General features: G+C 70.5%; 23 protein-coding genes and 1 tRNA gene. 8 read left to right on the plus strand and 16 right to left on the minus strand.

Annotated elements, in window-relative coordinates; all coding sequences use genetic code 11:
• Positions 1–3 precede the first annotated feature (3 nt).
• The 3 genes from OG440_RS17270 to OG440_RS17280 all read left to right on the plus strand — a co-directional run bounded on the left by OG440_RS17270 (position 4) and on the right by OG440_RS17280 (position 2,630).
• Positions 4–681, plus strand: coding sequence for a hypothetical protein (locus OG440_RS17270; protein WP_406007717.1), 678 nt, complete (start codon positions 4–6; stop codon positions 679–681).
• A 133-nt stretch (positions 682–814) separates the two neighbouring features.
• Positions 815–2,338, plus strand: coding sequence for a WhiB family transcriptional regulator (locus tag OG440_RS17275; protein WP_406007718.1), 1,524 nt, complete (start codon positions 815–817; stop codon positions 2,336–2,338).
• A 34-nt stretch (positions 2,339–2,372) separates the two neighbouring features.
• Complete coding sequence (locus OG440_RS17280; protein ID WP_020129155.1) at positions 2,373–2,630, plus strand: hypothetical protein; 258 nt, start codon at positions 2,373–2,375, stop codon at positions 2,628–2,630.
• Positions 2,631–2,681: 51 nt separating this feature from the next.
• On the opposite strand, the gene OG440_RS17285 is transcribed toward OG440_RS17280, so the two are convergent.
• Entirely contained in the window at positions 2,682–3,254 is a 573-nt protein-coding gene (locus tag OG440_RS17285; protein ID WP_406007719.1) for a hypothetical protein, read from the minus strand.
• Between the two features lie 60 nt (positions 3,255–3,314).
• Between OG440_RS17285 and OG440_RS17290 the strand changes: the two genes are divergently transcribed.
• Positions 3,315–6,305: a hypothetical protein gene (locus tag OG440_RS17290; RefSeq protein WP_406007720.1), complete on the plus strand. Its 2,991-nt coding sequence runs from the start codon at positions 3,315–3,317 to the stop codon at positions 6,303–6,305.
• Between the two features lie 85 nt (positions 6,306–6,390).
• Here OG440_RS17290 and OG440_RS17295 read toward each other — a convergent pair whose 3' ends face one another.
• The 5 genes from OG440_RS17295 to OG440_RS17315 all read right to left on the minus strand — a co-directional run bounded on the left by OG440_RS17295 (position 6,391) and on the right by OG440_RS17315 (position 11,916).
• The gene (locus tag OG440_RS17295; protein ID WP_406007721.1) at positions 6,391–6,843 is read right to left on the minus strand and encodes a heat shock protein transcriptional repressor HspR; all 453 of its coding nucleotides are present in this window, start codon (positions 6,841–6,843) and stop codon (positions 6,391–6,393) included.
• A 5-nt stretch (positions 6,844–6,848) separates the two neighbouring features.
• Positions 6,849–8,024: a molecular chaperone DnaJ gene (dnaJ, locus tag OG440_RS17300; protein ID WP_406007722.1), complete on the minus strand. Its 1,176-nt coding sequence runs from the start codon at positions 8,022–8,024 to the stop codon at positions 6,849–6,851.
• A gap of 39 nt (positions 8,025–8,063) precedes the next feature.
• Entirely contained in the window at positions 8,064–8,720 is a 657-nt protein-coding gene (grpE, locus tag OG440_RS17305; protein WP_406007723.1) for a nucleotide exchange factor GrpE, read from the minus strand.
• Positions 8,717–10,555 carry a molecular chaperone DnaK gene (dnaK, locus tag OG440_RS17310; protein ID WP_171398464.1) on the minus strand — a complete coding sequence of 613 codons (1,839 nt, stop codon included), beginning with the start codon at positions 10,553–10,555 and terminating at the stop codon, positions 8,717–8,719. The genes grpE and dnaK overlap by 4 nt, the downstream gene beginning before the upstream one ends.
• Positions 10,556–10,650: 95 nt before the next feature.
• A complete protein-coding gene (locus tag OG440_RS17315; protein WP_406007724.1) occupies positions 10,651–11,916 on the minus strand; it encodes an MraY family glycosyltransferase in 1,266 nt (421 codons plus the stop codon).
• Between the two features lie 370 nt (positions 11,917–12,286).
• Here OG440_RS17315 and OG440_RS17320 point away from each other — a divergent pair, with 370 nt between their 5' ends.
• The 3 genes from OG440_RS17320 to OG440_RS17330 all read left to right on the plus strand — a co-directional run bounded on the left by OG440_RS17320 (position 12,287) and on the right by OG440_RS17330 (position 16,785).
• Positions 12,287–14,578, plus strand: coding sequence for a heterodisulfide reductase-related iron-sulfur binding cluster (locus OG440_RS17320; protein WP_406007725.1), 2,292 nt, complete (start codon positions 12,287–12,289; stop codon positions 14,576–14,578).
• Between the two features lie 157 nt (positions 14,579–14,735).
• Positions 14,736–15,800: a Yip1 family protein gene (locus OG440_RS17325; RefSeq protein WP_406007726.1), complete on the plus strand. Its 1,065-nt coding sequence runs from the start codon at positions 14,736–14,738 to the stop codon at positions 15,798–15,800.
• A 199-nt stretch (positions 15,801–15,999) separates the two neighbouring features.
• Positions 16,000–16,785, plus strand: a complete 786-nt coding sequence (locus tag OG440_RS17330) for a hypothetical protein (RefSeq protein ID WP_406007727.1) — start codon at positions 16,000–16,002, stop codon at positions 16,783–16,785.
• A 128-nt stretch (positions 16,786–16,913) separates the two neighbouring features.
• Here OG440_RS17330 and OG440_RS17335 read toward each other — a convergent pair whose 3' ends face one another.
• Positions 16,914–17,468: a phosphoribosyltransferase gene (locus OG440_RS17335; protein ID WP_406007728.1), complete on the minus strand. Its 555-nt coding sequence runs from the start codon at positions 17,466–17,468 to the stop codon at positions 16,914–16,916.
• Positions 17,465–18,040 (minus strand): dCTP deaminase, encoded by a 576-nt coding sequence (gene dcd, locus OG440_RS17340; RefSeq protein WP_406007729.1) that lies wholly within the window; start codon positions 18,038–18,040, stop codon positions 17,465–17,467. The genes OG440_RS17335 and dcd overlap by 4 nt, the downstream gene beginning before the upstream one ends.
• A gap of 528 nt (positions 18,041–18,568) precedes the next feature.
• Here dcd and OG440_RS17345 point away from each other — a divergent pair.
• A tRNA-Gly gene (locus OG440_RS17345) sits at positions 18,569–18,642 on the plus strand.
• Between the two features lie 90 nt (positions 18,643–18,732).
• Here the strand turns inward: OG440_RS17345 and OG440_RS17350 are convergent.
• The 8 genes from OG440_RS17350 to OG440_RS17385 form a co-directional block, all read right to left on the minus strand.
• Positions 18,733–19,908, minus strand: a complete 1,176-nt coding sequence (locus OG440_RS17350; protein WP_406007730.1) for a tyrosine-type recombinase/integrase — start codon at positions 19,906–19,908, stop codon at positions 18,733–18,735.
• Positions 19,908–20,120 carry an excisionase family DNA-binding protein gene (locus OG440_RS17355; protein ID WP_406007731.1) on the minus strand — a complete coding sequence of 71 codons (213 nt, stop codon included), beginning with the start codon at positions 20,118–20,120 and terminating at the stop codon, positions 19,908–19,910. The genes OG440_RS17350 and OG440_RS17355 overlap by 1 nt, the downstream gene beginning before the upstream one ends.
• Positions 20,117–21,466, minus strand: a complete 1,350-nt coding sequence (locus OG440_RS17360) for a replication initiator (RefSeq protein WP_406007732.1) — start codon at positions 21,464–21,466, stop codon at positions 20,117–20,119. The genes OG440_RS17355 and OG440_RS17360 overlap by 4 nt, the downstream gene beginning before the upstream one ends.
• Positions 21,467–21,567: 101 nt before the next feature.
• Positions 21,568–21,882, minus strand: coding sequence for a SpdD protein (locus OG440_RS17365; protein ID WP_406007733.1), 315 nt, complete (start codon positions 21,880–21,882; stop codon positions 21,568–21,570).
• Positions 21,883–21,901: 19 nt separating this feature from the next.
• Positions 21,902–22,057 (minus strand): hypothetical protein, encoded by a 156-nt coding sequence (locus OG440_RS17370; RefSeq protein ID WP_167467581.1) that lies wholly within the window; start codon positions 22,055–22,057, stop codon positions 21,902–21,904.
• A 15-nt stretch (positions 22,058–22,072) separates the two neighbouring features.
• Positions 22,073–22,252, minus strand: a complete 180-nt coding sequence (locus OG440_RS17375; protein WP_406007734.1) for a mobile element transfer protein — start codon at positions 22,250–22,252, stop codon at positions 22,073–22,075.
• Between the two features lie 13 nt (positions 22,253–22,265).
• Complete coding sequence (locus OG440_RS17380) at positions 22,266–22,979, minus strand: DUF2637 domain-containing protein (protein ID WP_406007735.1); 714 nt, start codon at positions 22,977–22,979, stop codon at positions 22,266–22,268.
• Between the two features lie 24 nt (positions 22,980–23,003).
• The gene (locus OG440_RS17385; protein WP_406007736.1) at positions 23,004–23,222 is read right to left on the minus strand and encodes a hypothetical protein; all 219 of its coding nucleotides are present in this window, start codon (positions 23,220–23,222) and stop codon (positions 23,004–23,006) included.
• Positions 23,223–23,231: the final 9 nt, after the last annotated feature.

The raw sequence follows: 23,231 nt of genomic DNA on the forward strand, positions 1-23,231 counted from the left end.
CGCATGGACAGCCCCAGACGCACCCGCCCCGCGCGGCCCCGAACCCCTCGTCCGGACGCGCCGACGCCCGCCGCCTCTCCGCTCCCTTTCCTGCGCCGTTTCCTCCACCAGGACAAGGACGACGCCTGGGCCGTCCGCCTCCTCCCCCGCATCGTCTTCGGCGTGGCCGCGCTCTACACGGTGATCACCCTCGCCGCGCAGAGCGGCTCCAGCTTCGTCGCCGTCGTCACCGTGCTGTTCCTCGGCCTCGTGCTCTGGTTCCTCCGCCGCCGCACCCAGCTGCTCCTGGCGCTCGGGGTGAGCATCCTCGCCATCGCCTTCACCGGATACTTCTCCGCGGTCGGCGACGCGGCCCGCACCAGTGAGGACGCGAGCGCCACCGTCACCGGCACCGCCGCCTTCGGCTACTGGGCCCTCGCCGGAATGGCGCTCCTCGGTGCCTGGATGGTGAAGGAGCACCCGGGCCGACGGGGCGTCACCGTGGTGCTCGCGGATGTGATCCTCGTCATCGCGTCCGTCGTCGGGATGTTCCTGCCGGAAGCAGGTGTTCCGATCGGTTTCCTCGGCGTGCTCGGCGTACTGGCGATCCGCGGAAGCAGCGCGAAAGCGGTTGCAGCCCGTGTGGGCCAGGCACTTGGCCGCCTGCGGACGCGCAAAGCCAGTGACCCCACGGACAGTTGAGGCTCGTGTGAACGTTTCGTCTCGTCACTGTGCCAAGTCGGCACACGCTTTGCAGATGCGTTGCACGGGGTTGACGGAACGTCCTAGGCTCCCCCCCGATCACGTATCACCACGGGGGACGACACACATGCCTATGGCCAGCCATACGGCGCTGCCCGCACGCCTCGCGCGCGGGCCGGTACGGGGAACGGGGGCGGGGACGGGGGTCCACACTCCCCACGCCGCCCTGCCCTGCCAGCGCCGACCGGACGTCTTCCAGCACCCGCTGCTGGAGGCACCCACGGACATTCCGTACACCTCGCCCGAACAGCGCCACCAGCACCTCGTACTGCTCCGCACCGCCCGCGACCTGTGCGCTTCCTGCCCGCTCTGGGCGGAATGCCTTCAGGACGCCGTCGCCCACGCCGAGCCCTACGGCTACGCGGCCGCGACCACTCTCGACGACCGCCGCTGGATCCGTCGCGCGCTCGGCGTCGGCGACGCGAACGGCGATCTGCCCACCCACACGGTGGACGGCCCCGGCGCGGGTCCCGGCGCGGGCCCCGGGTACAGCGCCGGCGAAACGTCACGGCGTCTGCTCCGGCTGCGCTCCCGCACCACCGACACGGCCGCCCGGCACGCCACCGAACGCGGACTGCCCACCGTCGAGCGAATCCTCGACGCGTTCGATGCGCGCCAGGACCAACTGGCCAGGCAACGAAGCGAGTTGCCTGCCATCCCGAGGCAATTGCAGCAGCACACCACCGCACAGCCGACCCACAGCGACCACCGCGGGCCGAGACACTCCCACCCGCACGCAGACCCGGAAAGCAGGAACGAGGACATGGCAGCGGCCGAGTCCGGGCAGCGGATCGCCTTCTCCTACGAGGATCCCGCCCAGGCCGTACGACAGGCCCTGCTGGCCCCCCTGGTCCGCTCCACCCTGCCCACGCTCGCCGTCCTCGAGCAGCTGGTCACGATGCTGGCGAGCGTGCCGGGCGGCGAGATCGCGCCGGAGCTGCCGGACACCCTCCGCGGTGCGCGCAAGGCCGTGGAGGCGCTGGCCCCGGAGGGAAGCCCGCACGACCCCGCCGAGAACGCCGCGGACACCGCGGGCCCGCTGCGCACCCTCACCGGCTCGGTCTCCGTCGAACTCGCCACCGCCGACCCGGTGGCGGCCCTGCGACGCGACTTCCTGGAACCGCTGCTGCGCGAGCTGGCCTCCTCCCTCGCCAACATAGAGAAGGTCGCGACCATGCTGGCCGCGACCGGCGCCCCGGACGGCGGCGAGATCCACCTGGAGCCGATCCGCACCGCGCTGCAAGGCATCCGCGCGTGCCTCCCGCACCCGGCCCCGGCCGGCAGGACGTCCACCGGCACGGGCCACGCCACCGCCCTCGCACCCTCCGGTGCCCCCAGCATCCGGGCGGCCGTGGAGACGGCCGTGTCGGCCTTCCCCGGGCCGTTCTCCGCCCGCGACGTCCTGCGCGCCCTGCCGCCCGGCGTCTACGGCGACCCGTCGAAGACGATCAGCAACGTCCTGTCCGCCCTCGTCAAGTCGGGCCGCCTTCGACGCCTCGCCCGAGGCACGTACGCTCGCACCGTCGACGTCACTTCGGACGTCGCCGTGGGCGTCGCCGTGGACGCCTCCGAGCAGGACGAGGCCAAGAGCGCCTGAGCCGGAACCGAGCCGGAAGGAATCCAGACCCCCGATGACCGAACCGACGCCGCCACCCCCCGCCACGGCGGACGCCCAGGTGCACGTCTTCTCCCCCAACGCCGGCCTGATCGACGGCGTTCCGGTCACCGCCCCGCCCTACGGCGACATCCAGGACGTGGTTCTGGCGATCCTCCAGCAGCGCGCCCAGCAACTCGGCGCCCCCACCCCGGCCACCATCACCGACAACCGCTACGGCGGCGCCATCCGCCTCTTGATCCACCCGGACGGCACGACGGAACAGCTGGGCTGAGCCTTCGTCACCCGCCCGGCCCGCAGCCGCGTCGACGCGCCCCCGCCCCGGTCAGGCCCGGGAGCCGGGTTCCCCGGGCGGGGCGCCGACGGCGTCGATGTCGGCGAGGATCTGCCGCGTGAGACGGAGCTCGATCCCCAGAATGTCGCGGCGGAACTTCCCCGGATCCTTCGCGTAGCGGGCCCTGCCCGCCTCGGAGGTGAAGGCCGAGGCGGGGACCGCGTCCTGGCCCGGCGGGATGAACTTCTGCACCTCTTCGATGGCCGCCACCGCGTAGGCCATCGCGCCGCGGTGCCTGTGGTGTTCGGATTCGGGCGAGTTGAGCATCTCGAGTCCGGCACGGCCTGAGACGTCGGACGCGACCGCCGCGAACTCACCGGGATCGATGATCTCGGACGGCGTCGCGCCACCGAAGGCGGGCGGCGGCGGCGGAATCTCGTCCGACATCAGGAAGGTGAAATTGCGGTTGCGGCCGCACTCCCGGCAGGCGCCCTCGTAGACGGCGACGATGTCCTCACCGCGCTGCTCCAGACGGTGCCGGCGATCGAAGTCGGGACTCCCGCACTCGCACGCGTGCAAGTCCATGTACAGGTGCGCTTCCAACGAGGAACGGGCTCTCAACATGACATGATCCTAGGGCTGTTGTGCGATTTGGGCATGTACCGGCCCGGGGAGGGACATCACATGGACGGCTGGGCCAATCCCCGGACGCCGATGGGCACACTGCCGCAGTACCCGCACGCGCACCAGGACCAACTCGTGTCGGCCGCGGGGCGCGCCATGGCCTCCGTGGCCGCCGCCGTCCTCGGAGACAGGCTGGACTCTCTCGACGCGGACCGGACCGGCGACGGACGTCGGTACTTCGTCCTGACGGACAGCCGGGGCGAGTCCGCGAAGGTCTGGGTGGACGCCGTTCCCCTGGTGAGAGGGACGCTGGCGGACACGGCGACGAACACGACCTCGCAGAACTACGTGATCCGCGTCTCCGACCGCCTTCCGACCGAGAGGTTGGACCGGGTACTCGCCCACGAACTCGGCGAGCTCATGGCCGTACGCGAACGCGCCGCCGAGGGTCTGGCGCCCGTGCGGGAAGACCTTCTGCGCGAAGGAGCCCAGCTCCCGGCGACTCCGGACCTGTCCGCGGGGGACCGGGGCCGCATAGGTGAGCTCAACTGGCTCGCCTCGCGCAGTACAGCCCCCGATCTCTCCCCCCGGCAGCAGCTGGAGGCGCGTGCGGAGTTCTCCGCGCTGCTTGATCCGTACGGCATCCGACCGACGGTGGCGATGAGCGACGGGGAGGCGTTCGCGCTCCAGGAGCGGGCGGCCCGCGTCCGGTACAGGGCGTCCTACAGCTCCCTCTCCACGGACGCCGTGAGTCTCCTCGACGCGCTCGCCCACCCCATGGAGAACCTCTCCCCCGCCGACGCCACCGCCCTCCAGGCGTCCCGGGACGCCGCCCTGCGGGCCGAGCGGCAGGTCGAGGCGTTCATCGGGCGACGCGAGGTCACCATGCCGACGCCCGGCTACGACCAGAACGGGCTGCCGCTCCCCCGCGACGAGCTCGAACCCGCCGCCGAGCGGTGGGCGGAGTACCGCGCCCAGGTCAGCGAGCGCACGGTACGGACACTGGAGGGGCAACTCGCCGAAGGGCTACTCCCGTTGCGCAGTGTCGTGATCGGCGGCGGGGCGAGCCTCACCGGGCGGGACCCGGAGGCACTGCTGGTGGACGGGGCGGGCCGCTGGCACCTGGACCCCGGTGACGGGATCGTGCAGTCGGCGGACCAGGACCGCGACCTCGCGCAGTGGATGGGCGTCGACCCGTACGCGGCGGTCGACGACCCCCGGCACCGCATCTCCATCCACGCCGTCCGGGTCTGGGAGGACCAGCTCGCCACCCAGGGTGACGTGGTGAACGGCCACGCCCGGCTACGCCTGGGCCGGGACGGTGAACTCCTCGCCGAAGTACGCACATTGGGCGAGGACGGCAAGGAGAGCGCCACTCCCCTCTGGGTGGCCTGTGACGGCACCCCCAGCATCGCCACCGGCCTCACACCCGAGCTCGTACCGGGAATGCCGCGCGGGGACTTCCCCGTGGAGAGCCGCGGCGAAGCCGTACGGCTGATCAGCGATCGGCTGCGGGAGCTGGAGGGGCAGGGGTTCGCCGGTGCGGACGAGATGCGCACCTGGCTGACCCGGGCCGAACGGAGCGGCGCGGACACCAGAACGCTGCTCGGCGCGCTGAACTCCTACGCGGCACTGAGGGACGCCCTCTCGGCCGGCCTGGGCACCGCGGACGAGACCCGCATGAGCAACTGCTTCACGGCCCTCGAGTCGACGCAGAAGTGGGAGGCGGCGCGCGAGGCCGCCGAGGGCCGGGCGCTGCTCGGCGACGAGGTCGCCGAGGGCCGTTTCGACCCGCGCGTCGCCGACGAGTGGATCGTCGTGGGGTCCGGCGGAACCGCCGTCGCCAACGCGGAGATCATCCTGCTCCGGAATCCCGACTCCCACGTCACGATCATCGGTTCGAAACCGCCGCCGGCGCTGCTGCACCAGGTCCAGTTCCCGGCGATGGAGCGGCGATACGGCCATGGCGAGGGCGGCCAGCAGCGCCTGACCTTCGTCGAAGCACGTGTCGGGGCCATCGAGACCTACCAGGACGAGAAGGGCGAGACCCGCTTCCAGGTCCCCTACACCGAGAAGGGGACCGGGGAACCGCGAGTGGCCCGGAGCGACGGCTACGTCACCAGCCTCGGCCGCACCAACCCCCTCCCGCCCGCTCTCCAGGTCCTCGCCGACGAGGTGCGCGACCGAGGCGGGGAGATCTCCGGGGACCTGCTGTTCGACAGGGACGACCAGTACATCGGCTACGGGCTCACCTTCGCCGTGGACGGCAGGGAGCACCGCGTCGACGTGGACGGCGCGGCCTCCTGGCAGCTGCCGCGCGAGATCTTCGCCCCGGAGACGGGAATCCAGGGCCGGTTGAACGAGATGGGCGTCCGCGCTCTGCCGTCCGAGACCGGCAACGCGGCCCCCGGCTTCTCCCCGATCGCCCGTCAGAGCGCCCTGCGCGCACGCGCCGTCGCGGCGGCAGCGGCGGGCGACCCCGAAGCTGTACGCCGCATGTCGACGATCCCGGAACGCTGGCGGCGCCCGGACCCGGGCCAGTCCCAGGACCTGGGCGCGAATCCACCGGCGACCGGCCCCCGGTCCCCCGCCCTGCCCCAGCAGAACTCCGAGCCCGCCGCGGAACACTCGTCTGCCGCGGAACCCACCCCCGAGACGGAACACGCACCCGCCGCGGAACCCACCCCCGAGACGGAACACGCGCCTGCCGCGGAACCCACCCCCGAGGCGGAACACGCGCCTGCCGCGGAACCCACCCCTGAGGCGGAGCAGACCTCGAAGCCCGCGGCCGGCCCCGGGCCAAGCCCAGCACCCGCACCCGCACCCGCACCAGCGCCGACCTCGTCCCCGGGACCGGCGTCATCCCCGACCCCAGCGCCGGCACCCGCTCCCTCCCCCGCCCCCGGTGGCGTCCCCGGTTCGCATCTGTGGCAGATGGGTGTCCCCCGGGGCGGCGCCAGCCGGCCGCCCGCCCCCGTCCAGCCACCGCCGCAGCAGCGACAACCGCCGGGCCATGAGCGACCCGAGCCGGGGGTCGACAGGGACACCTGACGACCGTCCGACGAGCAGGGACAAAGCAGGGGCCCGGAGACGAATCTCCGGGCCCCTGCCTTTGTCCACGTGCCGCCGTCGGGTGTCAGTCCGTCGGCTGCTGTCGCTTGGGCCGCCAGACGACCAACGCGCTGGTCTGCTGGACCTCCTGGTACGGCACCAGGTCCCGCCGGTAGGAGGCGTGCACCGCCGCCTCCCGCTGCTGCATGGTCGCGGCCGCGCCGTCCAGCGCGGCCTCCAGCTCCGCGGCCCTCGCCTGGAGCGCGGCCACCTGGTTCTCCAGCTCGATGATCCGCTTGATGCCGGCCAGGTTGATGCCCTCGTCCTGGGACAGGGCCTGCACCGTGCGCAGCAGCTCGATGTCGCGTGCCGAGTAACGGCGCCCCCGGCCGGCGGTGCGGTCGGGGGAGACGAGACCCAGGCGGTCGTACTGGCGCAGCGTCTGCGGATGCAGGCCCGAGAGCTGGGCCGCCACCGAGATGACGTAGACCGGAGTCTCCTGGGTCAGTTCATACGGGTTACGCCGACGGCCGTCCATCACTCTCATGCTCCCTTCGCGGCCTCGAACAGCTCCGCCCGCGGGTCCTCGCCCGCGGTCGCCTCGCGATACGCCTCCAGCGCTTCACGAGCCTTCCCCGACAGGTCCTTCGGGACACTCACCTCGACGGTGACCAACAGGTCGCCGCGGGTGCCGTCCTTGCGGACCGCGCCCTTGCCCCGCGCCCGCATGGTGCGGCCGTTGGGCGTGCCGGGCGGAAGCTTCAAGGTCAGGGACGGCCCACCGAGCGTCGGCACCTTGATCTCGCCGCCGAGTGCCGCCTCGGTGAACGTCACCGGGACGGTCACCGTCAGGTTGTCCTCCTTGCGGCCGAACACCGGGTGGGCGCCGACGTGGACGACGACGTACAGGTCGCCCGCCGGGCCGCCGCGCTCGCCCGGGGCGCCCTTGCCGCGCAGCCGGATGCGCTGGCCGTCCGTCACCCCCGCGGGGATGCGGACCTGCATGGTCCGTGACGACTTCGCGCGGCCGCTGCCCTTGCAGTCCAGGCAGGGATGCTCGGCGATCAGGCCCCGGCCCTTGCAGTCCGGGCACGGGTCGGTCAGGGAGAAGCCGCCCCCGGAACCCCTCGCCACCTGGCCGGTGCCCACACAGGTCGGGCACACGCGCGGGGTGCCGTTCTTGTCGCCCGTCCCCGAACACGCCTTGCAGGGGGCCTGCGAGGACATGCGCAGCGGGACGGTCGCGCCCTCGATCGCCTCCGTGAAGGTCAGGGTGACCTCGGTGTCGATGTCCTGGCCGCGCCGGGGCTGGGTGCGGGTCGTACCGGGGCCGCCGCGGTTGAACAGGCCGCCGAACACGTCCCCGATGCCGCCGCCGAAGCCGCCCTGCGCGCCGCCGCCCTGGGCACCGCCTCCGAAGAGGTCGCCCAGGTCGAAGTTGAAGTTGCCGCCCGCGCCCGGGCCGGGGCGGAAGCCGCCGTTGCCGAAGAGGGCGCGTGCCTCGTCGTACTCCTTGCGCTTCTTGGGGTCACCGAGGACGTCGTTCGCCTCGGAGATCTCCTTGAAGCGTTCCTCCGCCTTGGTGTTGCCCTTGTTGGCGTCCGGATGGAACTCGCGGGCGAGTTTGCGGTACGCCTTCTTGATCTCGGCCTCGGTGGCGTCCTTGGGGACGCCGAGGACCTTGTAGAAGTCCTTCTCGACGAAGTCCTTGGTGCTCATCCTCGACGTCCCTCCTCCCACCAGCTCATCCGATCGAGCTCAGCCCTCGTCCGGGCCACCGCTCTCCTTGTCGTCGGCCGCCTCGGCCTCGTCGGCCGTCGACGCCTGCGCACCGGGCTGCGGTTCGGCCACGGCCACCCGCGCGGGGCGGATGGTGCGTTCGCCGATCCGATACCCGGGCTGCAGGATCGCCACGCACGTCGTCTCGGTGACGTCGGGCGCGTAGCTGTGCATCAGGGCCTCGTGGATCGTCGGGTCGAAGGGCTCGCCCTCCTTGCCGAACTGCTGGAGGCCCATCTTGGCCGCGACGGTCTCCAGCGATTCGCCGACCGACTTGAAGCCGCCGACGAACTCGCCGTGCTCGCGCGCGCGCCCGATGTCGTCGAGGACGGGCAGGAGCTCGGTCAGGAGGTTCGCGATGGCGATCTCCTTGACCGCGATCCGGTCGCGCTCGACCCGGCGGCGGTAGTTCTGGTACTCGGCCTGGAGGCGCTGGAGGTCCGCGGTGCGCTCGCCCAGAGCGGTGCGCACCTGGTCCAACTGGGCCACCAGACCGGCTGTCTGGTTCGCGTCCCCGGCCGGGGCCGCCCCCGCCGCCGAGGCGGGGGAGGGGGTGGCCGTCGGCTCGGCGTCTTCAGGGGTGGCGCCGGAGGGGACGTCGGGCTTCTCCTCGAAGCCCGGGGTCTCCTCCGTCACGCGGCACCGTCCTTGCGCTCGTCGTCCACGATCTCGGCGTCCACGACGTCGTCGTCGGCCTTGGGAGCGTCGGCCTTGGGGGCGTCGGCACCCTGACCGGCCTGGGCGTCGGCGTACATGGCCTGCCCGACCTTCTGCGAGACCGCGGCGACCTTCTCGGTGGCGGTGCGGATCTCGGCGGTGTCCTCGCCCTTGAGCGCGGCCTTCAGCTCCTCGACGGCGGCCTCGACCTCGGTCTTGACCTCGCCCGGGACCTTGTCCTCGTTGTCCTTGAGGAACTTCTCCGTCTGGTAGACGAGCTGCTCGCCCTGGTTGCGGGACTCGGCGGCCTCGCGACGGCGGTGGTCCTCGTCCGCGTACTGCTCGGCCTCCTGGCGCATGCGGTCGACCTCGTCCTTCGGCAGCGAGGAGCCGCCGGTGACGGTCATCTTCTGCTCCTTGCCCGTGCCGAGGTCCTTGGCCGTGACGTGCATGATGCCGTTGGCGTCGATGTCGAAGGCGACCTCGATCTGCGGGACGCCACGCGGGGCCGGCGGCAGACCGGTCAGCTCGAACATGCCGAGCTTCTTGTTGTACGCCGCGATCTCGCGCTCGCCCTGGTAGACCTGGATCTGCACCGACGGCTGGTTGTCCTCGGCCGTCGTGAAGATCTCCGAACGCTTCGTCGGGATCGTCGTGTTGCGCTCGATCAGCTTGGTCATGATGCCGCCCTTGGTCTCGATACCGAGGGACAGCGGGGTCACGTCGAGGAGCAGGACGTCCTTGACCTCACCCTTGAGGACACCGGCCTGGAGCGCGGCGCCGATGGCGACGACCTCGTCCGGGTTCACGCCCTTGTTGGCGTCCTGGCCGCCGGTCAGCTCCCTGACGAGCTCGGCGACGGCGGGCATCCGGGTCGAACCACCGACGAGAACGACGTGGTCGATCTCGGAGAGGTTGATGCCGGCGTCCTTGATGACGTTGTGGAACGGCGTCTTGCACCGCTCCAGCAGGTCGGCCGTCAGCTGCTGGAACTGGGCGCGCGTGAGCTTCTCGTCCAGGTGCAGCGGGCCCTCGGCGGAGGCCGTGATGTAGGGCAGGTTGATCGAGGTCTCGGTGGACGAGGACAGCTCGATCTTCGCCTTCTCGGCGGCCTCACGCAGACGCTGGAGCGCCATCTTGTCCTTGGCGAGGTCCACGCCGTGGCCGGCCTTGAACTGCTGCACCAGGTAGTCGACGACACGCTGGTCCCAGTCGTCACCACCGAGGTGGTTGTCGCCGTTGGTGGCCTTCACCTCGACGACGCCGTCGCCGATCTCCAGGAGGGACACGTCGAACGTTCCGCCACCGAGGTCGAAGACGAGGATCGTCTGGTCGTCCTTGTCGAGGCCGTACGCGAGCGCGGCCGCGGTGGGCTCGTTGACGATGCGAAGGACGTTGAGACCGGCGATCTCACCGGCTTCCTTCGTCGCCTGACGCTCGGAGTCGTTGAAGTACGCCGGGACGGTGATGACCGCGTCGGCCACCTTCTCGCCCAGGTAGGCCTCCGCGTCGCGCTTGAGCTTCTGCAGGATGAACGCGCTCATCTGCTGCGGGTTGAAGTTCTTCCCGTCGAGCTCGATCGTCCAGTCCGTGCCCATGTGACGCTTCACGGAGCGGATGGTCCGGTCCACGTTCGTGACTGCCTGGCGCTTGGCCACCTCGCCGACGAGCACTTCACCGTTCTTGGCGAAGGCGACGACGGACGGCGTGGTCCTGGCACCCTCGGCGTTGGTGATGACGGTGGGCTCGCCGCCCTCCAGAACGCTGACGACGGAGTTGGTTGTGCCCAGGTCGATGCCGACCGCACGTGCCATGGTGATCTTCCTCCAGCTGACTTGAGTGGAACGGACTCAAGTGTGCACGAGCCTCAGCCATCGGTCAACAGACCTGAGTCGTCCCCACTCAACTCTTATCCGTTCCTTACGCGCAAGGAAGCGTTGACCTGCGGAGATACGGATCGTCCCGGGCGCCGCACACCCGATTCCGGGTGGTGTGCGGGGTCCTCGGATTGACGCCGGGGCGCGTAGACCGACGCGGAGCCCGAAGCGGAACGCGGCCCGGGACGTGCCGCCGGGCGTGCCGCGGAACGGCCCGCGACCCGCGCCTCCCGAGCGACGCCGCCGACGCCTTGGACCCCTTCGGTACCCGCGGTACCGGCCCGCCGCGTCCGCCCGGCCGGCCGGTCGCGGCGGCCACGCGCGCGTGGCGGCCCGTACACCGCGACCCGCAGCATCCCGAGTACGACGACGAGTGCCCCGCCCGCCACCCACCACACCGCGTGCGGGTCGGCCCATCCGGCGTGCACCAGCACCCCGACGAGCACCGTGGCGAAGGCTGCCACACCGAACAGCACGGTCACCCCCTGCGCGGTGAGCCCCAGTCGCCGCAGCCGGTGGGCCAGATGGTCGGACGCGCCCCGCAGCAACGGCCGCCGGGCGAGCCGCCGCGACAGCACGACCAGGACGACGTCGGCCACGGCGACCGCGGTGAGCGCGAGCAGCACCCCCGCACCGACGACCGGGGCGTGCCCCGCGCGGGTGATCACGGCGGCCGCGGCGAGCAGGAAGCCCGCGAAGAGCGACCCGCACGCCCCCAGGGCGACACGCGCGGGAGGCCAGTTGTGCATGAGGAACCCGGTCAGCGCGGCGGCGAACACGCTCAGCAGTACCGCCAGACCGTCCATGACCTCGACGGCGGCGCAGGCGGCCACCCCGAAGGCGGTGACGACCCCGACGGTCCCGGCCACCCCGTCGGCGTGGTCGAGCGAACGGAAGGCGAGGGCGACGAAGGTGATCCAGCCGACACCGGCCGCGCCGGCCATCACCCCGGTCTCGCCGTACGGCACCACGAAGGCCGCCGCGACCGCCGTACCGATCACCAGGAACCGCGCGTTGAGCCGCCACACGTCGGCGACCAGCCCGAGCGCGGCGACGGCGCCGCCCGCGACGAGCAGCACCTCGATGCCGTCCCCGAGCGGGGCGATGCCCGTCCAGTCCCCGGCGACCGCGACGAGGCAGGTGGCGAGCACCACGGCGGCACCCCCGAACAGGGGCACCCGCCGCTGCCGCTGCCGCCGGTCGAGCAACCCCAGGCGCAGGGCGGGTACGCGCAGCAGCGCGGCGAGGACGGCGGCGAGGAACAGGGCGGTGATGGCGGCGACGATCCCGTAGAGCACGGATATAAATTAGTCACATATGTACCAATTTGGTACGAATAACACGGCCGAGTTGCGACCCGATCCCCACCGAAGCCCGGCCGGACGCCCACCGGAACCGGCCGACCGCCCACCGGAACCGGTCGGCCGTCCGCCGAAATCAGGCGGACTCCGACCAGAACCCGCCCCCCGACCCGACCGGGATCCGCCCCGGATGTGCCCCGCATCCGCCCCGGACCCGACCCGAAACCGACCCGATTCTGAGGCAACCCTCAGCGACTGAGATCACTCCGCATCCCGCTACAGTGCGACGGAGGGTACGGGGTACTCTCAGACGGACTGCATAAGTTACCGCTTAGTAATTTCCCTCGCAGGCCCGAGGAGCCCCCAAATGCAACTCGTTGCGATCATCGTGTCGCTGCTTCTGACCGTGGTCGGCGTCGCGCTCATCGCACGTGCCATCGGCCAGTTCGTCCGGTACTTCAAGCTGGGCCAGCCGCTCCCCGCCGGAACCCGGACGGACAATCCGTACGCGCGCAGCGTCACGCTGGTACGGGAGTTCCTCGGGCACACGCGGATGAACCGCTGGGGCATCGTGGGCTTCGCCCACTGGTTCGTGGCGATCGGCTTCCTGACGCTGCCGCCGACCCTCGCCCAGGCCTTCGGCCAGCTCTTCGAGGCCGACTGGGTGCTGCCGTTCATCGGCGACTTCCTGCCGTTCGAGCTCTACATCGAGTTCATCGGCGTGATGACGATCCTGGGCATCGTCGTCCTCATGGCGATCCGCCTGGCGAACCTGCCCTCCCGCGCCGGCCGCAAGTCCCGCTTCGCCGGCTCCAAGTCCGGCCAGGCCTACTTCGTCGAGTACGTCATCCTCACCATCGGCCTCGCGATCTACGTGCTGCGGGGCCTGGAGGGTGCGCTGCACCACGTGGAGCACTACGAGGCCGGCTACTTCGCCTCGTACCCGCTCGTCCTGGCCTTCAAGGGGCTGGGCGTCACCACGCTCCAGAACCTGGTCTACCTGGTCGCGATGATCAAGATCGGGACGTCGTTCATCTGGATGATCGTGGTCTCGCTCAACACCAACATGGGTGTGGCCTGGCACCGGTTCCTGGCGTTCCCGAACATCTGGTTCAAGCGCAACGCCGACGGCGCGACCGCGCTGGGCGCCCTGCAGCCGATGACGTCGGGCGGCAAGCCGATCGACTTCGCCGACCCCGGCGACGACGACGTCTTCGGCGTCTCCCAGGTCGAGCAGTTCTCCTGGAAGGGCCTGCTGGACTTCTCCACGTGCACCGAGTGCGGCCGCTGCCAGTCCCAGTGCCCCGCCTGGAACACCGGCAAGCCGCTCTCCCCCAAGCTCCTGATCATGTCGCTGCGCGACCACGCCCACGCCAAGGCCCCTTACCTGCTCGCCGGTGGCGGCAAGACCATGGAGGGCGAGGAGAAGGCCTCCGCCGAGCAGCTGGCGGACGTGCCCGCCGCCGCGCTCGCCGAGGCCGAACGCCCGCTGATCGGCACCGCCGAAGAGAACGGTGTCATCGACCCGGACGTGCTGTGGTCGTGCACCACCTGCGGCGCCTGCGTCGAGCAGTGCCCCGTCGACATCGAGCACGTAGACCACATCGTCGACATGCGCCGCTACCAGGTCATGATCGAGTCGGCGTTCCCGTCCGAGGCGGGCACCATGCTCAAGAACCTGGAGAAGAAGGGCAACCCCTGGGGGCTGGCCAAGAAGCAGCGCCTGGAGTGGACGAAGGAGGTCGACTTCGACATCCCCGTCGTCGGCCGTGACCTCGAGGACCTGAGCGAGGTCGACTACCTGTACTGGGTCGGCTGCGCCGGCGCCCTGGAAGACCGCGCCAAGAAGACCACCAAGGCGTTCGCCGAGCTCCTGCACATCGCGGGCGTCAAGTTCGCGATCATGGGCGGCGACGAGAAGTGCACCGGCGACTCCGCCCGCCGCCTCGGCAACGAGCCCCTGTTCCAGGAACTCGGCATGGAAAACGTCATGGCGCTCAACACCGCCTTCGGCGAGGAGATCGACGACGACGGCAAGGTCACCTCGGAGTCGCGCAAGCCGAAGTCGGCGAAGAAGATCGTCGCGACCTGCCCGCACTGCCTCAACACCCTCGGCAACGAATACCCGCAGCTCGGCGGCGACTACGAGGTCATCCACCACACCCAGCTGCTCCAGCACCTCATCGACGAGGGCAAGCTGATCCCGGTGACCCCGGTCGAGGGCCTCATCACCTACCACGACCCCTGCTACCTGGGCCGCCACAACAAGATCTACACGCCGCCGCGCGAGATCATCGCCAACGTTCCGGGTCTGCGGAACGAGGAGATGCACCGTCACAAGGAGCGCGGCTTCTGCTGCGGTGCCGGCGGCGCCCGGATGTGGATGGAGGAGCGGATCGGCAAGCGCATCAACAACGAGCGCGTCGACGAAGCCCTCTCCCTCAACCCCGACATCGTCTCCACCGCCTGCCCGTTCTGCCTCGTCATGCTGACCGACTCGGTCAACGGCAAGAAGAACGAGGGCAAGGCCAAGGAATCGATCCAGGTCGTCGACGTCTCCCAGCTCCTGCTGGAGTCGGTCAAGACCCCGGTCGACGACGAGCCCCCGGCGGACGGGACGGCGACCGAGAACGAGCCCGAACCGCAGCCGGTGAAGTAGCCCGAACGGCCGTACCCCCGCCGTACCGACGCCCCCGAGTCCCGCCGTGGACCCGGGGGCGTCGCCGTTCCCGCCCGCACGCCCCCGGCACCCCTCCACCCCCTACGGACCTCCCCCGACGCACCACTGGATCCCGCCCCGTTACTCCCCTTAGGGGATGTCACAGCTCGGCAGCAAAGCCGTCCCCGGACGGCAGGGCCCGGCACGTGACTCTCCGGGACCAGGTACGTTCGAAGGCGTGGCTGGATTCAGGATCGGACGCGGCGGCCGGGACAACCGTGCCCCGCAAACGCGACCGCAACACCCTCAGAACGGGCAGCAGGCGCCCCGGGGACCGTCGGGACCCTCGGGGCCGTCGTACGGCTACCCGTCGGCCCAGCAGCCGTACCCGCAGCAGCGTCCGCAGTACGGCGGCACGGGCGGGGACGGCGGCCAGTGGCCGCAGGCGAACGGCGGAGGCTACGACGGCCGGAACGGCGACGAGCCGGAGTACTTCGGCGGCGACGCCCCGTACGGCGCTCCGGGCGGCCCCGGCGGCCCGGGGGGTGCCCCGTACGACCCGTACGCCGCGAACAACCCCGGTCACACCCAGGCCTTCTCGATCGACGAGCACAGCCAGTACGACCAGTACAACCAGGGTGGCACCTATCACGCCGGCTCCGCCCCGGCGGGCCCGGTCGGCCCGCGTCTGCACTGGAAGGAGCTGCTGAAGGGCATCGTCCTCACCCCGAAGCAGACCTTCCTCCAGATGCGGGACTACTCGATGTGGGGCCCCGCCCTCGTCGTCACGTTCCTCTACGGCCTGCTCGCGGTCTTCGGCTTCGACGACACCCGCGCGGACGCGATCAACGCGACGCTGTCCAACGCGATCCCGATCGTCCTGACGACGGCCGTCGCGATGGTGCTGAGCTCCTTCATCCTGGGCGTGGTCACCCACACCCTGGCCCGCCAGCTGGGCGGCGACGGCGCCTGGCAGCCCACGGTCGGCCTCTCCATGCTGATCATGTCGCTCACGGACGCCCCGCGTCTGGTCGTGGCGATGTTCTTCGGCGGCGACGCGTCCTTCGTACAGCTGCTGGGCTGGGCGACCTGGGTGGCGGCCGGCGCCCTGCTGACCCTGATGGTCGGCCGCTCGCACGACCTGCCGTGGCCGAAGGCGCTGGGCGCGTCGTCGATCCAGCTGATCGCGCTGCTGTCGATCGTGAAGCTGGGCACCTTCTAGAACCTCGCGCATATCCCCAGGGCCCTCGGCGCATCGCCGGGGGCCTTCGGCATGCCGTCACCAGGAGCAACCACCCCCACTCCCCAAACGGTCACATACACACCCGAAAACCGACCGAACAACAGGCATGTCGCACCATGACAACTACAGAGCGTAATATATTGTGACTGTTCCCTACAACCTCCAACGAGGAGTGCGCGTGAAAGCTCGCTTTGGCGTGAGGCGGGGAACGGTGCTCGTGGCCGCCCTGCTGGTTGCCGTCATCGCCCTGATCCTTCCGGGATCGGCATCCGCCCGGACGGACGACAACCGACCCGGCTCGGACCACTGGGGCGTGATCACCCGCAACACGATCGGCTCCCCGGTCGCCGAGCTCCGCAACGGGCCGTTCGGCTCGTACAACGTGACGGGCACCTCCGCGAGGCCGCCCTACGGCCGGGGGAGCCTTGGCATCGAGGTGGCGAACAACTCCACCACGCTGGGCCCTCCCAGCGAGAAGGTCGACTTCGGCAACGAGGTGGACTTCTACGGGAAGTCGCTGCTGGGACTGCGCCGAGTCGGTTTCCACGTCTTCCAGACGCTCGAGAACATCGGCTACGGCGGCGTGACGAACATGCCGAACATCAGGTTCGAGATCGACCCGAACCTGAACACCCTCTCCGACTACGCCACGCTGGTGTGGCTGCCGCCCGCGTCCCCGAGCGTGAACAGCTGGAGCCCGTTCCTCGACGCCACCACGACCGGCGGCTGGGCCTTCTCGCCGAGCAACGCGGCCACCGTGACCGGCTGCACCTTCGCCGCCCCCTGCACGTTCACCGCGCTGAGGACCGCGTTCAGGTCCGCCAACGCCAGGCCGACGGTCTACACGGTCGCCGTGGGCAAGGGACGCGACTTCATGTGGATCGGCGCGGTCGACGGCCTCCGCCTCAACGACTACGTCTACGACTTCGAGCGGGACGGCGTGAAGGTGCTTCGCCAGAAGTGACGCGGACGAACTCGGGGAAACCTACGCAAACTTGAGCCGGATCGGGCCGGCCGACGCCAGAGACGGCCGGCCCACCCACCTCGTGTCACAGGCGGCCCGCACACCGAGGGCCGCGCCGGGCGGGGTCGCTAGAGGGCTTCCCTGGAAGGCGTGACGGCCTCCCCCGCCTTGCGCACGACCGGCAGAACGCTCCACGGGAAGTTGATCCAGTCGTCGGTCCGCTTCCAGACGTACTCGCACTTCACCAGCGACTGCGACTTCTCGTAGACGACGGCGCTGCGCACCTCTGCGACGGCGTCCAGGCAGAAGTCGCGCACGAGCTTGAGCGTCTTGCCCGTGTCGGCGACGTCGTCCGTGATCAGGACCTTCTTGTCCGAGAAGTCGATGACGTCGGGCACGGGCGCGAGCATGACGGGCATCTCGAGCGTGGTCCCCACCCCGGTGTAGAACTCCACGTTCACCAGGGAGATGTTCTTGCAGTCGAGGGCGTAGGCGAGCCCGCCGGCGACGAACACACCGCCGCGGGCGATGCTCAGCACGACGTCGGGCACGTAGCCGTCGTCGGCGATGGTCTGCGCGAGCTCCCGGACGGCCGTGCCGAACTGCTCGTAGGTCAGGTTCTCCCGAGGTACGCCCGCGCCGCTCACGGCCTCGTCGCCGCTCGTGGCGCCGCCGCTGCTCACACCTGGGTCCGGTGGAAGTTGAGGAAGGACCGGGAGGCCGTCGGTCCGCGCTGGCCCTGGTACCTGGACCCGTACCGCTCGCTGCCGTACGGCGACTCGGCGGGCGAGGTGAGCCGGAACATGCAGAGCTGACCGATCTTCATACCGGGCCAGAGCTTGATCGGCAGGGTGGCGAGGTTGGACAGCTCGAGCGTCACATGCCCGGAGAATCCGGGGTCGATGAACCCGGCGGTGGAGTGCGTGACCAGCCCGAGCCGCCCGAGGGAACTCTTGCCCTCGAGCCGTGACGCGAGATCGTCGGGCAGCGTGATGACCTCATAGGTGCTCGCGAGCACGAACTCCCCCGGGTGGAGGATGAACGGCTCGTCGCCCTCGGGCTCCACGAGCCGGGTGAGGTCGGCCTGCTCGACGGCGGGGTCGATGTGCGGGTACCGATGGTTCTCGAACACCCGGAACAGCCGGTCGAGCCGCACGTCGATGCTCGACGGCTGCACCATGGATTCGTCGTAGGGATCGATCCGCACGCGCCCGGCATCGATCTCGGCCCGGATGTCCTTGTCTGAGAGAAGCACGCCCCGAGGATACGCAAAGCGCGCGGAGCGACCACCATCGGACGACTCCGCGCGCCAGTCCGGCGGCGCCACCGGCGCCTCCGGCCCTGCTTGCCGCTACCGCTTCTCGAGCGTCACCGGTACGACACTCCGCAACCGCGTGCACCGAGGACACCGGACGAGCCGCCCGGGACCGAGCCGCTCGGCCTGCTGCATCGGGAACGAAGCGGTACTGAACACGTGCCCGTCGGCACAACGGACGACGGTGCGCTCCATCAAGTCCATGAGTCCCTTCCCCAAGAGCCCTGTCCGGCTGCTGCTCACCGGACAACGAAAGCCACATTACGGGACGAACGGGACGACCCTCCAGGCGGCACTCCGACCCCGCCCGACCCCACTTCCACCGCCACACCGTACGCCCCAACTCCGGCCTGGCGCAGCCGGATCCCTCCCCCGCAGCGCACTCAGGCCCCACGGCTTCATCGCCCGGGGCCTGGCATGAGGTAGAGTTACGGAGCGTTCCGACCCGGTCCCAGACCGGCGTCTTACGCGGGTGTAGTTTAATGGTAGAACATCAGCTTCCCAAGCTGAGAGCGCGAGTTCGATTCTCGTCACCCGCTCCATGTGAAACCCCCAGGTCGATGACCCGGGGGTTCTTTGTTGTCTAGACCGGTAGGCGGGGCGCGCACCACATCCGCACCATAAGGGCGCGACTAGCTGCCCGTGGGCTCCTCGTCGTGGTGCACGGGGTTGTGATCCTTTCCCTTGTGGTGCTTCGCACGCTCGGCGCGGACCAGGTCGTCGAGGCCGGCCGCCAAGTCGCGCTGACGCTCTTCGTCGGAGTGCTGGTAGATCAGCGCGGCCTTCTCGGACGACTGGCCGGCCCGGACCATCGTGTCCTTGAGGGTCGCGCCCGACCGGGTCGAGAGCGTGTGTCCGGTGTGGCGAAGATCGTAGAAGCGGAAGCCGTCCGGAAGCCCGGCGGCGATGCGAGCCCGACGCCACTTCCGGCCGAACGAGGTGCGCCGGAAGGGAGCGCCCTTCTCGCCCACGAACACCAAGCCGTCGGGCCCCTTCTCGGCGAACCAGGCGAGGTGCTGCCGTACCTCCTTGTGGAGGAAGGCCGGGAGGAGGACGGCCCGGACACCCGCGTCGGACTTGGTCTCGCCGGGGGCGCGCCTGCCGTTGGTCCGCTCCGGTTCGGCGACGCGGACGCGGATCACCATGTGGTCAAGATCGACGTCCCGGCGACGAAGGCCGGCCAGCTCCTCGGGACGCATCGGGCCGTAGGCGCCGAGGTAGACCATGAGCCGCCAACGGATGCCGATCGCGTCGGCGAGGGTGTCCACCTGGGCGACCGTGGCGATACGGCGTTCGGCGGCGGACTCCTTGCCCGCTCCCTTGATACGGCACGGATTGCGGGTGATCAGGTCGTCGTCGACGGCCGTCTCAAGGATGCCTTTGAGGAGGCGGTACGCCTTGGCGACGGTGGTCTTGGCCCTGGTGGTCCGGAGCCGCTCCGCCCGCCACTCGCGGACGCGGGGAGCGGTGATCTCGTCCAGGTCGAGCGTGCCGAAGGTCGGGAGGATGTGCAGGCGTAGGAGGTGCCGGTACAGATCCTCGGTCCGAACGGCCAGCTCCCGTTCCTCGACCCACTTCTCGGCGTAGACACGGAAGTTGACCGCCCCGGCATCAGGGGCGCGCCAGTCACCGCGGCTGAGGTCCGCTTCGACCTGGGACAGCCAGATCTCCGCGTCCTTCTTCGTGTCGAAGGTCTCGTCCGCGCGGATGCGCTCACCGTCGGGCCCGAGATACGACGCCGTCCACTTACCGGACCGGTACTGACGCACCGCGCCGAAGCGGCGACGCCTCCCCTTCATGTTGGCCATCAGGCAGCCCTCCGAAGGACGGTGCGGCGAAGTCGGATCGGCTCGACGGTGCGGGACTGAATGAACTCCTCGACCGCGCTCTCGGGGATGCGGACATGCCGGCCGACCTTCACGTACCGGATGCGCCGTTCCTCGATCAGCCGCCTAGGAAAGCGCGGAGTCGTGCCGAGCAGCTCGGCGACCTGGTCGACGGACAGGTAGCGGTCGGTCATGGGGTGAGTTCTCCTTCCAAGTCAGATACGTCAGGTGTGCTTGAGGCGGCGAACAGGGCTTCTGCGGCGGTCAACCCGGTACCGGCGAAGCGCCAGTGCGAGAGGACGAGGACGGTGTCCGGGTCCGGGAGTGGGTGGCCGGCCAGGGTCGCGCGTTCGCGGGTGAGTGCTTCGTTGTGGTCGGCGCGTTCCTGGCGAAGGGCGCCCAGGGTGACGGAGTACGCGCGGGACTTGGTCGAGAAGTGACCGCGGAAGCCGAGCATGTGGGCCCACTTGCGCAGCCGAAGCTCTTCGAGTTCGGGCAGTCCTCCGAGGTGCCAGCAGGTGAGGATCATCCGGCGGGCGTGGTCGGTGACGTCGGTGCCGATCAGGTCGGTGATGGGGTTGCGGATCGGGCGGTCGATGGTGCCGGTCGCGCTCTCCGCTCCCTTGGTGGCGTACTTGGCGATGTACGCGGCGACGGCCCGGCTGGTCAGGTCAGTGGTTCCGGTGAAGTCGGCGGAGCGGATAGGGCGGATGTCGAGCTGTTCGCCGAAGCGGAAGGTGTGGGCGCGCCCGTCGAGGGTGGGACCGGGGGTCTCGGCGAGCCGGGCAGCCGAGCGGATCGCGTCGGTGAGGAGTTCTGTCGTGGCCCAGACGGGCGGGGAGTCGTCGGCGCCTTCGGGGCCGTCGAGGCGGATCACGGCATGGAAGTGCACGGCTCCGCGCCGCTGGTACTCGGCAACTTTGGCGTACGAGAGCTTGAGGCAGTGGCGCAGTTCGGAGCGGGTGATGCCTCCGCGGGAGGCGAGCTGTTGGCGTAGGTAGGTGGTGAACCGGGCCCACAGAGCACCGGCGTGCGCGTTCCAGAGGACGGCATCGCGGTAGTCGTATCGCTCCGGGTTCAGCGGGGTCCCGAGGGCGGAGTCGTCGTCCGGGTGGAGGCGCCCGCAGCGGCAGCGACCACCGCCGGGCCGGTTGTGGACGGGCCCGAAGGACGGAGCGGTGAAGGTGGCGAAGACCCGGGGGTGTTGGGCGACGGTCGGGCCGATCCCCTTGCCGCCGCTCAGGCCGGCCGTGACGAGGTGGAAGGTGTCCTTGCGGTAGACCTCGGCGCAGGCGGCGCAGCGGGTCGCGCGGCGGTTGTTGCAGCGGATGAGGAGCTGCCCGGCGGGAAGGTCGCGGTCGACGACTTCGCGGACGATTTCGCCGGTGGCGGCGTGGACGTCCAGGCGGTGGCCCTCCATCCGTACGGGCCGCTCGCAGCCGCCGAGGCGCTGAACCTGGTGTGCGTAGGTGCTGAGGTCGCCGTGCTGGGCGAGGGCGGCCAGTTGGCGGATGGCTCCGGTGGGAGCCTCGGGACGCATGTGCGGGTTCCTCCTTGGAGGGGCGGGAGTTGGGGAAGGACGTCCCGGCCTGCATAGGGGGCTAGACAGCACGAGCGGGCCGGGATGCTGCGCAGACGAGGTCAGCGGCGGTCGCTCTTGAGGATCGAGCGGATGACGACCGCGCAGACGGCCACGGAAGCGGCAGTGACGGCGACCGCGAGGAGCATGGAGACCAGGACCGCGCCGACGACCAGGACCAGGGCTCCCCCACCGGCGGCGAGGGTGAGCACGCTGCCCGGGGTGAGTTGGACCGTCGGCCGGCTGGAGGCGGGGGCCGCCGAGACCGGGGCCGGGGCATAGCCGGTGGGGTTGTAGACCGACGGGCTGTAGGTCGTCGTGGGCGTGTTGGTGGGGATTGGTGCGGTGTCCGGGCGGGGGTACTTGGGGGTGAACACGGGGCGGTCCCTTCTGTGGTCAGTCGAGGAGCGTGGCGACGGCGGGGGCGAGAACGCTGTTGGCGACGAGGTAGCCGCCGAGCAGGAGCAGGGCGACCAGCCACCACGGCGGGCGGGCGAGCTGGATGCCGAGGACGGCGACGACGAGCACGGCGAACCAGAGCGGGACAGTCATGGCAGCGGTCTCCTGTCAGGCCTTGCAGCGGTGGGTGCGGGCGGCGAGTTCGGCGGCGGCGCGGCTGTCGTACTCGGTTGAGAAGTCGCAGCGGGGTGCGGTGCAGGCAGCGAGGTGGCGGGTGCGGCCGCGGGCGATGTAGGAAGCGACCTGTACGGGGCCGATGCGGCGGACGTTGCGGAAGCGCGGGTTCACGGTGTTCGTCCCCTCAGAGGTGGGCGGCGACAGAGGGCGTCATGGACGGGGGCAGACCCAGCCGGGCGCGGACGGCATCGGGGTCGGCGGCGAGACCGGTGGTGGAGCGGTGTTCCTCGGCCAGGGCCTGGGCGCGGTCGACGAGGGCGGGCGGGAGGGTGACGGCCGGGGCAGGCGTCGGGGCGGGGACAGCCGCGACCGGTTCGGGGGTTGCGGCCAGCTCCGAATCCGAGTCCGGGCCGGTGACCAGGGCCGGAAACGCGTCGTGTCGGGGCGCGTCGACCCCAGCCGGAACGTGGACCGGTTTGGTGTCCGTCTCGGGCGTAGCCGTGGCCGTGGGCACGTCGGGGGTGCGTGGCGTGTGGGCGAGCAGGGTTCCACCGAAGAAGGCGACGGCGGGCCAGCCGGCCACCACGACGCGGAGCGACGCGGGGACGTCGTCCAGGTCGAGGAGGCCGGCGGTGGCGATGTTGGCCCCGAAAGATGCGGCCAGGGCGATCAGGAACCACAGCCGCGGCCCCCCGGCCGGTTGTCCGGCGCGCTGCTGTTCGCGCATCCGGCGCCAGGAGGCGACAAGCAGCAGGTCGACGGAGACGGGGTAGGCCCATGCTTTCCAGCCGCCCTGTCCGGCCGCGTCGGCGAGGTCGTGAAGGTGCGAGAAGGACAGGGCACCCGCGATGACTGCTTGGACGATCACCGCGTCTACGCGGGCGAGCTGGGCACGCATCGGCTCGCGATTCCTTCCGTGCGGTCAGTTGGCGGACTTGAGTGAGTCGGCACGCTCACGGGCCAGACGGGCCACCTCGGCGACGTCGGCGTCGCCAGGCGTGCGGGCCGCGATGCGCTCCAACAGGTCTGCCTTGCGGTTCATGAGCGCCGCGTACTCGGCGGAGGTGCGGTTCGGGTTCTGGCGCAGCGCGGCCAGGTCGGCGATGAGCGCGCTGACCTCGGCGATGGAGGGGCGTGACATGGGCTTCCT

Origin of the sequence: Streptomyces sp. NBC_00637 (assembly GCF_045161545.1) — a bacterium.
GTDB lineage: Bacteria > Actinomycetota > Actinomycetes > Streptomycetales > Streptomycetaceae > Streptomyces.